We start from the raw sequence: 13452 nt of genomic DNA, 5'->3' as shown, positions 1-13452 counted from the left end.
GATTGCGGCGGTTCAGTTGGAGCATCCTTGACTGACACACCGCTATCGGGGGCAAGTCCCGTCCCATATTTGGATCTCAGTTGGCTTGGGAATTCCACACGGCCTTCTTCACCTCAATGGCCTTGGGCAACAACCGATTCTGGAAAAACAGATCCGCCGTCGCCTGCTGCGCCTGAATGATCCCCTCGTCAATCGGCAAAATCGGCGAAGGCGGGCGGTTGTCCATGTAGCGTGCGACCACCTCGGCGGGCAGGCCCATGAACTCGGTCAGTACTTTCAAACTGTCTTCGCGCTGGCTGCGGGTGAGGGCTTCGGCGGCGGTGAGCTCGTCGAGCAGGTCATGGATAAAGGCACCGTTGTCCCGCGCATACGCGCGCCGGGCGGTGTACACCGGACCCGACAAACCCAAGCCTTCGCCATTGGCCAGCACATGGCTGGGGCTCTGGCTCAAGGCGAGTGACGAGTAGGGCTCCCAGATCGCCCAGGCATCGACGCTGCCTTGTTCGAACGCCGCTCGTGCATCGGCCGGCGGCAGGTACACCGGTTGGATGTCCTTGTAGCTCAGGCCGGCGTTGTTCAGCGCGCGCAGGATCAGGTTGTGGGAGCTGGAACCCTTCTGGAACGCCACTTTCTTGCCCTTGAGGTCCGCCACCGAATGCAGCGGGCTGTCATTGCGCACCAGGATCGTCTCGGCGCTGGGCTTGGGCGGTTCGGCGCCGATGTAGACCAGGTCGGCCCCGGCGGCTTGGGCGAACAGCGGCGGGATGTCGCCGGTGGAACCCACATCCAGTGCCCCCACGTTCAGCGCTTCAAGCATCTGCGGGCCGGCGGGGAACTCGATCCACTTCACCTCCGTCTTCGGGAAACGCTTTTCCAGCAGGTCATGTTGCTTGGCGAGGACCAGGGCGATGGAGCCTTTTTGGTAGCCGATACGCAAGGTGGCGGGGTCGGCGGCCAGGGCGGTTTGCGTCACCGCCAGCAAGGCCAGGAGCAGTGCTGGAAACTTCATGCTTTACCCTCTGTAAAACGATGGGCCGGGCGCGCCAGTCCGAGGTTTTCGCGCAAGGTGGAACCGCTGTATTCAGTTCGAAACAGACCGCGCCGCTGCAGCTCGGGCACCACCCATTGCGCGACGTCTTCCAACCCACCCGGCAAGTGCGGCACCAGGATATTGAAGCCATCGGCCGCGCCGTTTTCGAACCAGTTCTGCAGCTCGTCGGCAATCTGCGCAGGCGTGCCGATCAGGCTGTAATGTCCGCGGCCCCCGGCAATTCGCCGACCCAATTGCGCGAGGGTCAGTTGCTCACGATCGGCCAAGTCACTCAGCAGTTGCTGGCGACTGCGTTGCCCGCTGTCGGTCAGCGGCAGCGCCGGCAACGGCCCGTCCAGCGGGTAGCCGGACAGGTCGAAATTGCCCAGCATGCGCCCCAGCAACGCGACGCCCACCTCAGGTTCGACCAGATCCTGGAACGCCTCGAATTTGGCCTGGGCCTCGGCCTCGGTCGCCCCGACCACCACCAACACGCCGGGCATGATTTTCAGCGAATCCGGCCCGCGCCCGTACTGGCTCAAGCGGCCCTTGAGGTCGGCATAAAACGCCTGGGCATTGGCCAGCGAGGTCTGTGCGGTAAACACCACCTCGGCGGTCTGCGCGGCCAGCTCACGGCCGGCTTCGGACGAGCCGGCCTGCACTATCACCGGTTGGCCCTGGGGCGAGCGCGCCACATTCAGCGGGCCCTTGACCCGGAAGTGTTCGCCCACGTGGTCCAGCACATGCAGTTTCGTCGGGTCGTAATAGTTGCCGCTGGCCTTGTCGCGCACAAACGCATCGTCTTCCCAGCTGTCCCACAGCCCGGTCACCACCTGGTGAAACTCCCTGGCGCGGCTATAGCGTTCGCCATGGCCGAGGTGTTCGTCGCGGCCAAAATTCTGCGCTTCGGCGGCGTTGTCCGAGGTCACCAGGTTCCAGCCCGCACGCCCGCCGGACAGGTGATCCAGCGAAGCGAACTTGCGCGCCACATGGTAGGGCTCGTTGTAGCTGGTGGTCGCCGTGGCGATCAGGCCGATGTTATCGGTCACCGCACTCAGTGCCGAGAGCAGGGTGAGCGGCTCGAAATGATCCGAGCGCGCCATATGGCTGGCGATCTCACCAGTGGCAGCGGCGATGCTGTCGGCCACGAACAGCGCATCGAACTTCGCCGCTTCGGCCACCCGTGCCAGGTGTTTGTATTGGGCGAAATCCAGCCCGGCATCCGCCGGCACGTCCGGGTGGCGCCAGGCGGCGACATGGTGCCCGGTGGCCATGAGAAAGGCGCCGAGTTTCAGTTGACGGCTCATGCTAGAAATCCTTGCGCAGTTGCACGCCGAAGTAACGCTCATCGTCACGGGGTACGGCGCGGTAGATGTAGTTGCCGCCACTGGCCAGCAGCGGTGAGTAGGACTTGTCGGCGAGGTTCTTGGCCAGCAACGCCACGCGCCAACCGTTGGTGTAGTCGGCCAGGGCCACGCTGGCGTTCCAGATGCCATAGGCGCCTTGCTTGGTGTCGACGTTCTGACTGATGTCGTACTGTACTTCGCTCTGCCAGCTGTAGTCGGTGCCCAGTTCGATGTCCAGGCCGTTATCCAGCGGGATCGTGTAGTCGGCGCGCACGTAGCTTTTCCAGTCCGGGCTGAAGGGCAGTGGCTTGCCATTCACGTTGCACGTCGCCGCTGCACCGGCCGGGCAGGCGAACTCATCGATGCGCGCACGGGTGTAGGCCAGGGCGCCGGAGAGCTTGAGTTGCTGGGTGGCCTGCAGGGCGTAATCCAGCTCGACGCCTTCGGTGCTGACGCTGCCGGCGTTGATCAGGCGGGTCACGACCTGGCCGGCGACGGTGTCGAAAAAGTTCGCCTGGTAGTTGTCGTAGTCGCTGCGGAATATCGCCAGGTTGGTGGTCAGGCGGTTGTTCCAGGCGGTGGCCTTGATCCCGGCTTCCCAGGTGTTAGAGGTTTCCGGCTTGAGCGCGTCGGTGTCGCGCGGCTGCATATTGAAGAACACGTTGTAGGCCGGGCCCTTGTAGCCGCGCGAGTAGGTGAGGTAGCTGGTGACGCTGTCGCTGAGGTCGTACTGCACCCCGAGGCGGCCTGACCAGCCGTCTTCGTCCACCGAGCCGGAGCTGGAGGTGGCCGGTTGAATCCCGCTGACCGTGGTGGCCGAGGTGGAGACGCGGCGGTGATCGTATTTCAGCTCATCGTGGGTGTAGCGTAGGCCGGCGATGCCACGAAAGCGCGAGGTGAAGTTCAGCGTGGTCTCGCCGAACACCGCGTAGCTGTCGCTGGTGGTGCTGTAGTCGGCGATGCCACGGTCGGTGCGCGTGGTGGTCGTGAGCGTGCGCTGATAGGTTTCCTCGTCCTTGCCGTGCATGTAGAACAGGCCGCCGACGTATTCCAGGAACTCACCCTTGGGCGAGGCCAGGCGCAGTTCCTGGGAGTATTGGTCGAAAGCCAGCTCGCCCTTGTCGGCGGTGCCGGGGAAGGCGGCGGTCACTGTGCCGAGGCGGTCGCCGTCCTGGTACTGGGTGTTGTCCCAGCCGCGCCAGGCGGTGATCGAGGTCAGGGTGTAGTCGCCGAGGTTCCAGTCCAACTGAGCGGACAAGCCTTTGTTGGTGTCCTCGACATGGCTGCGCGTATCGGTGTTGATGTCGCGGTTGTCGCCGGAGGCGCGCACCGGGCTCAAGGCATTGCTGAAGGCCGGGCTCAGGGACTTGCTGACCACGCCATTCGGCGCATCGTCGTGGGACTGCATGTAGTCGGCGATCAGGGTCAGTTTCACGTCATCGTTGGGGGTGAATTCCAGCTTGCCGCGGATGCCCTTGTGGTTGTAGCCGTTGACCTCCTGGCCGTTGTGCTGGTTATCGACGTTACCGTCGTAGCTGCCGAACAGCGTGCTGATCGAGCCCTTGAGCACCTCCGGCACCAGGCTGCCGCCGATGCCGAAACGGGTGCGGCTTTCGTTGCCGCTGTAGTACGCCTGGTCGATATAGCCGTGGGTCTCGGCGGTGGGCGCCTTGCTGGTGATGTTGAGCACGCCGGCCGAGGCGTTCTTGCCGAACAAGGTGCCTTGCGGGCCGCGCAGCACTTCGATGCGTTCCAGGTCCAGCAGGTCGAGGGTGGCCTGGCCGGGGCGCGCATAGACCACGCCGTCGATCACCGTGGCCACCGTCGGCTCCACCCCAGGGGAGGTGGAAATGGTGCCCACGCCGCGCACGAACAGCGAGGTGTCCTTGTTCGAGGCGCCGGTGCGGAAGTTCAGCGACGGCACTTGCTGGGCGATGCTGGCCACGCCGTTGCGGTTGTCGCGCTCCAGTTGTTCGCCGTCCAGCACCGAGACCGCCACCGGGACTTTTTGCAGGGATTCTTCACGCCGGGTGGCGGTGACCGTCACCGCTTTGAGCGTGGGTTCCTGCTCGTCGGCGGCAAAGGCGCCGGGCACGGGGAGGGCGGTCAGACCGGCGAGAAGGAATAAGTGCGTGTGCCTGTGCATGGTGTGTTCGCTCGAAAAAATGCCCTGGACCGCTGCGGTTCTTACGACCGTCAGCGCCTGTAAGACTGTCGTGGGCATTCGCTTGAGCGAGTAGCAGACAGCGCGCTTTGTTAGCGCTAACATCGGTATTATTGGTAGCTCGGGTTTAGAGCGTCAAAGACTTAAAAATTATTCCTATATTCTTTTTTGTTGTTAGCAGGATGGTCCCGTGAGCGAAGACAAACCGCGTAAACGCCGTGGCGCCGGGCGCGTCACCTTGAACACCGTGGCCCGCCAGGCCGGGGTGTCGGCAATCACCGTGTCGCGCTATTTCAACCAGCCGGAGCAGGTCTCGCCCGAGCGTCGCGAGCGCATCGCCGAGGTGGTGGCCGAGCTGGGTTATGTGCCCAACCTGGTGGCCGGCGGGCTGGCGTCGGCGCGGGGGCGGATCGTGGCGATGGTGATCCCGAACATCTCGGGGCCGATCTTCGCCAACACGATCCAGGGCTTCAGCGACACCCTCAGTCGCCATGGGTATCAGCTGTTGCTGGCGTCCAGTTACTTCAGCGCCGAGCAGGAAGAAAGCGCGGTGCGCGCGTTCCTCGGCTGGTCGCCGGCGGCGCTGGTACTGACCAGCCGCTTCCACAGTGCAGGCACCGAAAAGATGATCGCCGAAACCGAGATCCCGGTGGTGGAAACCTGGGACTACGTGCCCGAACGCGCGCCGGTGCAGATCGGTTTTTCCCACTACGACGTCGGCGTCACGGCCGCGCGCTACCTGCATGGCAAGGGCTATCGGCGCATGGCCTTCGTGCAGAACAGCGCCACGGGCGACTTCAGCGCGCTGGAGCGGGGCGATGGGTTTGCCGCGACCCTGATCGAACTGGGTGTACAGCCCCGGGTCTTCGTCCCGGACGCCGACAGCGCGCCTTTCGAGGCCGGCAAGCAGGCGATGCAAGCCCTGATGAACCACGCCACCCCGCCTGACGCGATCTTCTTCGCCAATGACAACCTCGCCGCCGGTGGTTTGCTGGCCGGGCAGCGTTCCGGGTTAAAGTGCGCGGTGCTCGGGTTCGGTGATTACCCGTTTGCCGAAATGCTGTTGCCCAGCCTGAGTACAATCAAACCGCCGGCCCTGGAGATCGGCGTACTGGCGGCAACCCGCGTGCTGGAAAGCCTCGGCGTGTTGCCGGATGCCGTACAGCGTTTGAACCTGTTGGATTGCCGCTTGATCGAACGGGAAAGCGCCTGAGCTTTTTTATCGCCCACTAGGACCTGCCCATGACCGAACCCGCCCCCAAGACCCGCCGCGCCCCCAAAGGTGAAAAACGCCGCGAAGAGCTGCTGGACGCGGCCCTGCAGGTGTTTTCCCTGGAAGGCTACAGCGGCGCCTCGATGGCCCAGGTGGCGGCGATCGTGGGTATTTCGGTGGCCGGGCTGCTGCATCATTTTCCCAGCAAGATCTCGCTGTTGATGGGGGTGTTGCAGCGTCGCGATGAGGTCAATCAACGGATTGCCGATGAGGTACGTGCGGAGAAAACCCTCAATGGCCTGCTCGGCAGCCTGCGTGCGATCAATCGTTCGAATGCCACGGCACCGGGCGTGGTGCGCGCGTTTACCATCTTGAATGCCGAAAGCCTGCTGGACACCCAACCGGCCTGGGCCTGGTTCCAGGCGCGCTATGCGGCGATTCACCAGCGCATGCAGGGGCAGTTTGCCGACCTGGTCGCGGCGGGGGAGGTGCGCAGCGATGTGGACATCGCCGGGCTGGTGGAAGAAATCCTGGCCATGATGGATGGCCTGCAGATCCAGTGGCTGCGGTTTCCCGAGCAGGTGGACCTGGTGGCGCGGTTTGACAGCTACATCGCGCGGGTCGAGGCAGCCATCAGAACCTGAGTCGAACACAGTCAACATGTGGGAGGGGGCTTGCCCCGATGGCGGCCTCTGGGCCGACCATGTGCTGGGGTTGGAATGAGTACATATCCGTTGCTGCGGTAACGGCTACTTAGGGTTCCGCTCTTACAGCGGGTCACTTTTGGAAGAGCGCCAAAAGTAACCAAAAACGCTTCGCCCCACCACTCGGCACCTCGCCTAGGCTCGGTGTGCCCGTAATCCGACAGTGATTTGGGGGGCCGCCGCCACGCGCCATCCATGGCGCGGGGCGGCTAAACCGGCATCCCTGCCGGTTTACCCCCCAAATCACTATCGAATTCCGGCCAGCGTGGTTAACGGGGCGCCTGAGATCAAGATCAAAAGCAAGATCAAGATCAAGATCAAGATCAAGATCAAGATCAAGATCAAGATCAAGATCAAGATCAAGATCAAGATCAAGATCAAGATCAAGATCAAGGGCGGCTCGCTTCGCATCGTGGTTAGCGTTGGCTGCTACACAGTTGTGTAGATACCCATGCTCATCGGGGGCAAGCCCCCTTCCACAGGGATCAGTTGCCGGTGGCACTGCCCTGGCTGCTGTCATCGCTCATGTCATAGCCATCACCGTCGCTGGTGCCGCTGTCGCCTTCGTTTTGATGCAGCACACCGCCGGTCTTCACCGTCGATTCACGCAGCGTCGAGTTGAGCGCCGAGCGTGGCAGCGGGTTGCTGGTGGTGGTCGACAGTTCCTGGCGGAACGGGTTGACCAGCTTGGCGTTCAGGCGAATATCCTGGGACGACGCGCCCACCGACAGGTTGAAGCTGTCGGCATCCACCACCCATTGCTTGCTTGCCACGTCGTAGTAGGCCAGCGAGCGATCGTTGAGCTCGATGGTCACGCGCTTGCTCTCGCCCGGCTTGAGGAACACCTTCTTGTAGCCCTTGAGTTCCTTGATCGCGCGTTCGACTTTCGGGTTGTTCTGGCCCACGTACAACTCGGCCACTTCGGCACCCGCGACCTTGCCGGTGTTGGCCAGGTCGAACGACACCTTGATCGGCGCACCGGCCACCGCCACCCCAGGGGTCACGCTGATATTGCTGTAGCCGAAGGTGGTGTACGACAAGCCGTAGCCGAACGGGTAGAGCGGCTTGATGCCCTTTTTCTCGTAGCCGCGATAGCCCAGGAACAGATCGTCCTTGTAGCTCATCTCGGCCAGGGTTTCCTGGTTGTCGAACTTGGGGAAGGTCGCGTAGATCGGGTTGTCTTCGATGTTGCGCTCGATGCTGATCGGCAGCTTGGCCGACGGGTTGACCTTGCCCAGCAGGATCTCCGCCAGGGCCTGGCCGCCGTTCTGCCCAGGGTAGAACGCATGCAGCGCGGCCGGTACCTGATCGATCCAGTCGCTCATCTTCAGGCCGGTACCGCCGTGCAGGGTGACCACGGTATTCGGGTTGACCTTGGCGATGCTCTGGATCAGCAGGTTCTGGTATTCGGGCAGGTCGAAGCTGTGGTCGAAGCCTTCGCCTTCGTACTCATTGCTGTTACCGGCCGCGACCAGTACCGCGTCGTACTTGGCCAGGTCCTGCGGTGCCACCAGCGACGCCCAGCTCATCTGCACACCGACGAGGCCGCCCATGGTCGACAGGTAGCCGTTGCGGCGTGAATATTCCAGCTTGATGTCGACCGGTTTGCCGGCTTCCAGGTTGACCTTGGCAAACACCGGGATGGTCGGCGGAATGCTGTTGTTCGGCAGCGGTTTGCCGTCGCCGTTGTCGAGGACTTTCTTGCCGTTGACGTAGAGGCGCACGGCGCCGTCGGCACGCACCTTGAACACCTGCTCGCCGCTGACCGTCGGGGTGATCTGGCCGCTGTAGCGAATCGAGGTGGCGGCGGTATCGCCGTTCACCGGCAGGCTGTCGGTGGACCAGTCCAGGTCGACATGGGGGTCGGTGCGGCTGGCGGCCGGGTCGCCGGACCAATTGGTGTTGCTGAAGAACTCGGTCTTCAGGCCTTTGACGCTGTTGCCATTGCCGTCGGCATGGGTCCAGGTCGAGGTGGCCGGGTCCAGGGACAGCCCGTCGATAAACTCGACCTTGGCGCCTGGCACCAGTTGCTGCAAGCCGCTCAGCTCACTGATGTAGTTGGCGGCCATGACGTTGGCGCTGCCAAAACCGGTAGGCGGCGCGTACTTGGCCAGGGTGCCGACCACGGCGATGCGCTTGACTTTCCTGGCGTCCAGCGGCAGCAGGCTGTTCTGGTTTTTCAGCAGCACGATGCCTTCGCGGGCGGCGTTCAGGGCCACGCGGTTGCTGGTGGCGCTGTTCATGTTGTGGCTGGTCAGCGGCGCCTTGCTGTCGAACTTGTACAGGTAGATCTGCTTGAGGATGCGGCGCACCTTGTCATCGATGGTCGCGCTGCTCAGCTCGCCGCTGTCCAGGTACGGCTTGAGGATGGTGCTGTTCATCTGGTAGCCCATCATGTCCAGGTCGGTACCCGCCTGTGCCGCCGGCAAACCGTCGACCACCGCGTTGTAGTCGCTCTGCACGAAGCCCGGGTAGCCCCATTCGGTCTTGAGGATGTCACGCATCAGGTGCTTGTTCTGGCACGCGAACTCGCCGTTCACCTTCTGGAAGGCGCACATCATCATCGCGACTTTGCTGTTCTTCGAGGCGGACTCGAACGGCGGCAGGGTCATCTCGCGCAGCACGCGTTCGCTGATGATTTCATTGAGGTGGAAGCGGTTGCTTTCCTGGTCATTGGCGGCGAAATGCTTGGCGTTGGCCCACACGCCACGGGACTGAATGCCGTTGATCACGGCCGGCGCCAGGCTGGCGCCGAGGAACGGGTCTTCACCGGACAGGTACTCGAACGCCCGGCCGCTGTACGGCATGCGGTACAGGTTCACCCCAGGGCCGGTGACGAACTGATAACCACCGCTGGCGGTGTCATAGCCCAGGGCACGGCCCAGGTCGATGGCGCGCCGTGGGTTCCAGCTGGCGGCCAGGTTCGGCCCCGACGGGTAGACCACGCCCTGGGCGTTGCCTTCGCTGGTGTAGCGCACGCCCACACCGCCATCGGCGCCGTGGATCTGCGGGATACCGTACTGGGTCAGTGGCTTGACGTCCCAGCCACCGGTGCCGCCGATGTAGGCGAGTTTTTCTTCCAGGGTCATCTTCGCCAGGGTCTTGTCCGCGGCTTTTTCCGCGCGGCTGACCCGACCTTCATCCAGGGCCGGGCTGGTGGCTGCATGCACCTGGGACACGGCCAGTGCCAGCAGGGCGAAAGCCGACTGTGCACCGATCATTTTGCGTTTATTCATGGGTTTCTCCGACAACAGTTCAGTAAACAGGGCGCGCCGAGAAGTGCGTGTTGCACTGCACCTCGTCACTTTTTTTCGGGCAATAGTTGCCCGTGATCGCAATTTTTAACCGATGGCTAATTGCAACTATTTGGCGAATTTCGCAGTTTTATAAGTGTAATAATTGTATTAGTTATTGTTGTGGGTAGTGTCTAAGCGATATCACGGGATGGCATTTTGAACCGCGAAAACCGCATAATTAAGGCAATTCTTGCGGTTATAAGTCAAACGAAAGCTAATTTTTGCGTGAAATAAGAAATATTTTCTTACCTTTCGGAACTAAGGCTAAACCTACCAGTCGATTGGTTTAAGAAAATTTATCGAGTCGTGGCTAACTAGTGGCATCGCTCGGTAGTTCTAAAGTGCCATGTTTACACAAGCTGTCATACACAACGCTTTGGTGTAGGGTCTTGATCGAGTTCAAGGCGCCACTTGGGCTATCTGCTGTTTTTGATCTGGAGAAAGTTGATGAAGATTTCCCTGTTGGGTGCCGGTGTTGTATTGGGCGTTGCGCTAAGTGGCGCGGCGATGGCGGCGGAGTCTACGGACGCCGATGCGAAATCCGGCGCCGCCGATTCCACGGTGCTGACCCAGGCCCACGATGCCAAGGCCGTCAAAAAACAGAAGGCTGAAACCACCAAGGGTGGGCGACCGCTGAGCAGCAGCCAGGCCGCGCCGAAGACCTCGAACTAACGGGGAAATGCGGTCCCCTGTGAGAGGGAGCTTGCCCCCTCCCACAAGGGTTTCCCATCGCCCTTTAGAACATCGCCCCTCAGATTTTTACCCATGCCCAGCTCCTCAACACCTCTCAATGCCTGCCAACTGCACATCCCGCACACCGAACAGGTCTGCGCGTGGCTGATGCAGCACGCCGGGTTGAAAACCGTTGATCTGGAGCGCGCCCGACGCTTGTCCCAGGAGGGCGGTGACACCGAATTACTGGGCCTGCTCACGCGCCTGGGGCTGGTTTCCGAAGTGGAACTGGCCCGTGCCTGGGCCGACCTGCTCGGCGCACCGCTGCTGTTGGCTGATGCCGCGCCGCCGCTGTTGGACCCGTTGCCGGTGTTGACCGAGCGTTTCATGCGCCACTACCAGGTGGTGCCCGTGGGCTGGAGCCAGGGCGGCCTGCGGGTGCTGGCGGCCAACCCGTCGCTGGTGTATCCGTTCCAGGCCATGGCCTATGCCTGTGGCGTGCCGGTGTGGCTGGCGGTGGGGCCGCGCAACGAAGTCGAATCCCTGATCGAGCGTTACTACGGCCAGGGCCGTTCGGCCATGGGCACCCTGATCGAAAACCTCGACGAGCAGGGCGGTGCCCTGGAAGACATCGAGCACCTCAAGGACATGGCCTCCGAAGCGCCGGTGATTCGCCTGGTCAACCTGATCCTGCAGCGCGCGGTGGAACATCGCGCCTCGGACATTCATATCGAACCCTTCGAAAACCAGCTCAAGGTGCGCTACCGCATCGATGGCGTGCTGCATGAAGCCGAGGCGCCGCCGTCCAGCTCTTCAGCGGCGGTGATTTCGCGGGTGAAGATCATGGCGCGCCTGGACATCGCCGAGCGGCGCCTGCCCCAGGACGGGCGCATCATGCTGCGCATCCAGGGCAAGGAGCTGGACTTGCGGGTGTCCACGGTGCCCACCAGTTTTGGCGAATCGGTGGTCATGCGTTTGCTCGACCGCCAGACCGTGCAGTTCGATTTCCAGAGCCTGGGCTTCGATGGCCAGCGCCTGGAAGCCTTCCTCGAAGTGCTCGAACGGCCCCACGGTATCCTGCTCGTCACCGGGCCCACCGGCTCGGGCAAGACCACCACCCTGTACACCGCGCTGTCGCGGCTCAATACCGCCGAGCGCAAGATCATCACCGTGGAAGACCCGGTGGAATACCAGCTTGAGGGCATCAACCAGATCCAGGTGAAACCGGCCATCGGCCTCGACTTCGCCGGCGCGCTGCGCTCCATCGTGCGCCAGGACCCGGACGTGATCATGATCGGTGAAATCCGCGACCTGGAAACCTGCCGCATCGCCATCCAGTCGTCCCTCACCGGCCACCTGGTGCTCTCGACCCTGCACACCAACAGCGCGGCGGCGAGTATCACGCGCTTGCTGGACATGGGTGTCGAAAGCTACCTGATTGCCTCGACCGTCAACGGCATCCTCGCCCAGCGCCTGGTGCGGCGCCTGGACCCGGCCACCCGCGAAGCCTTCGAAGCACCGGCGGAGTTGATCGCCGAACACGGCCTCGACCGGTTTACCGAGCAGCGTCCGATCATGCTTTATCGCCCCCGCGCCGATGCGCCGGGCGGTGGCTACCACGGCCGCAGTGCGATCACTGAACTGCTGGTGATGAACGACGAACTGCGCAGCCTGTTGATGCGCCAGGCCGACGCCGCCACCCTCGAACAGGCCGCCCGCCGTGGCGGCCTGCGGACCTTGCATGAAGAAGGCCTGCGCCAGGCCGTGGCCGGTGTCACCTCACTTGAGGAGGTGCTGCGCGTCACCCGGGGAGAGGGCGCATGAGCCTGTTCAAATACCGCGCCCTCGACAGCCAGGGCCAGGCGCAAAACGGCACCCTCGAAGCCAAGGACCAGGACGCTGCAGTCGCCGCGCTGCACAAGCGCGGTTTGCTGCTGTTGCAGATCGAGGTGGCGGGCGCCCAGGGCCTGCGCAAGGCCTTTGGCCGGGGTCAGTTGAATGGCGCGGCGCTGGTCAGTTTCACTCAACAATTGGCCACGCTATTGGGCGCCGGCCAGCCGCTGGAACGCTCCCTGGGCATCCTGCTCAAGCAGCCCGGCCAGCCCCAGACCCGTGCGTTGATCGAGCGCATCCGCGAACAGGTCAAGGCCGGCCAGCCGTTATCCAAGGCGCTGGAGGCGGAGGGCAGCCAGTTTTCGCCGCTGTACCTGAGCATGGTCCGCGCCGGCGAGGCGGGCGGCGCCCTCGAAGACACCCTGCGCCAGCTCAGCGACTACCTGGAGCGCAGCCAACTGCTCAGGGGCGAAGTGATCAACGCGCTGATCTACCCGGCCTTTCTGGTGGTCGGCGTGCTCGGTTCGCTGGCGTTGCTGCTGGCCTATGTGGTGCCGCAGTTCGTGCCGATCTTCAAGGACCTGGGCGTGCCGATTCCACTGATTACCGAGGTGATCCTGGGCCTCGGCCAATTCCTCGGGGCCTACGGCCTGGCGGTGCTGGCCGGGTTGATTGTCGGCGCCTGGGCCCTGGCCGCGCGGCTGCGCGATCCCCAGCGCCGCGAACGTTATGACCGCCGCGTGCTGGGCATCCGCATCATCGGCCCGTTGCTGCAACGGGTCGAAGCCGCCCGCCTGGCCCGCACCCTCGGCACCTTGCTGAGCAATGGTGTGGCGCTGCTGCAAGCGCTGGTGATTGCCCGCCAGGTCTGCACCAACCGCGCCCTGCAAGCCCAGGTCGCCCAGGCCGCCGAGTCGGTCAAGGGCGGCGGCACCCTGGCCAGCGCCTTCGGCAGCGAGCCGTTGCTGCCGGATCTGGCGTTGCAAATGATTGAAGTCGGCGAACAGGCCGGCGAACTCGACAGCATGCTGCTCAAGGTCGCCGAGGTGTTCGACGTCGAGGCCAAACGCGGCATCGACCGCCTGCTCGCCGCGCTGGTGCCGTCCCTGACCGTGGTCATGGCGGTGCTGGTGGCGGTGATCATGCTGGCGATCATGCTGCCGCTGATGAGCCTGACCAGCAATATATGAACCC

At 63.2% G+C, this 13452-nt stretch carries 10 protein-coding genes; 6 read left to right on the top strand and 4 right to left on the bottom strand.

The annotated features are described in order from the left end of the window. Positions 1-76: 76 nt before the first annotated feature. From B9N88_RS25925 to B9N88_RS25915, 3 genes are read right to left on the bottom strand one after another with little or no spacing between them, the layout of a single operon-like run. Positions 77-1009, bottom strand: coding sequence for a sulfonate ABC transporter substrate-binding protein (locus B9N88_RS25925; RefSeq protein WP_027607406.1), 933 nt, complete (start codon positions 1007-1009; stop codon positions 77-79). Then, positions 1006-2346 (bottom strand): LLM class flavin-dependent oxidoreductase, encoded by a 1341-nt coding sequence (locus B9N88_RS25920; protein WP_027607407.1) that lies wholly within the window; start codon positions 2344-2346, stop codon positions 1006-1008. Before B9N88_RS25920 ends, B9N88_RS25925 begins: the two co-directional genes overlap by 4 nt. Continuing rightward, on the bottom strand, positions 2339-4522 hold the full coding sequence (locus B9N88_RS25915) for a TonB-dependent receptor (RefSeq protein ID WP_043293743.1): 2184 nt from the start codon (positions 4520-4522) through the stop codon (positions 2339-2341). The genes B9N88_RS25920 and B9N88_RS25915 overlap by 8 nt, the downstream gene beginning before the upstream one ends. Positions 4523-4730: 208 nt before the next feature. Here B9N88_RS25915 and B9N88_RS25910 point away from each other — a divergent pair, with 208 nt between their 5' ends. The 3 genes from B9N88_RS25910 (at position 4731) to B9N88_RS25900 (ending at position 6902) form a co-directional block, all read left to right on the top strand. Continuing rightward, complete coding sequence (locus tag B9N88_RS25910; RefSeq protein ID WP_027607409.1) at positions 4731-5753, top strand: LacI family DNA-binding transcriptional regulator; 1023 nt, start codon at positions 4731-4733, stop codon at positions 5751-5753. Between the two features lie 29 nt (positions 5754-5782). Beyond that, a complete protein-coding gene (locus B9N88_RS25905) occupies positions 5783-6397 on the top strand; it encodes a TetR/AcrR family transcriptional regulator (protein ID WP_027607410.1) in 615 nt (204 codons plus the stop codon). 325 nt (positions 6398-6722) lie between these two features. After that, positions 6723-6902 (top strand): hypothetical protein, encoded by a 180-nt coding sequence (locus B9N88_RS25900; RefSeq protein ID WP_081744476.1) that lies wholly within the window; start codon positions 6723-6725, stop codon positions 6900-6902. Positions 6903-6942: 40 nt separating this feature from the next. Here B9N88_RS25900 and B9N88_RS25895 read toward each other — a convergent pair whose 3' ends face one another. Then, complete coding sequence (locus B9N88_RS25895) at positions 6943-9693, bottom strand: beta-glucosidase (RefSeq protein WP_027607411.1); 2751 nt, start codon at positions 9691-9693, stop codon at positions 6943-6945. A 507-nt stretch (positions 9694-10200) separates the two neighbouring features. Between B9N88_RS25895 and B9N88_RS25890 the strand changes: the two genes are divergently transcribed. From B9N88_RS25890 to gspF, 3 genes are all read left to right on the top strand, one after another. Further along, positions 10201-10425, top strand: coding sequence for a hypothetical protein (locus B9N88_RS25890; protein ID WP_027607412.1), 225 nt, complete (start codon positions 10201-10203; stop codon positions 10423-10425). Positions 10426-10518: 93 nt separating this feature from the next. Then, the gene (gene gspE, locus B9N88_RS25885) at positions 10519-12249 is read left to right on the top strand and encodes a type II secretion system ATPase GspE (protein ID WP_027607413.1); all 1731 of its coding nucleotides are present in this window, start codon (positions 10519-10521) and stop codon (positions 12247-12249) included. Further along, positions 12246-13448, top strand: a complete 1203-nt coding sequence (gspF, locus tag B9N88_RS25880; RefSeq protein WP_027607414.1) for a type II secretion system inner membrane protein GspF — start codon at positions 12246-12248, stop codon at positions 13446-13448. Before gspE ends, gspF begins: the two co-directional genes overlap by 4 nt. Positions 13449-13452: the final 4 nt, after the last annotated feature.

This window comes from Pseudomonas sp. LAMO17WK12:I1, assembly GCF_900177315.1.
Lineage (GTDB): Bacteria > Pseudomonadota > Gammaproteobacteria > Pseudomonadales > Pseudomonadaceae > Aquipseudomonas > Aquipseudomonas marginalis.
Note: the sequence above shows the minus strand (reverse complement) of the source record. Positions and strands in the feature narration are given on the sequence as shown.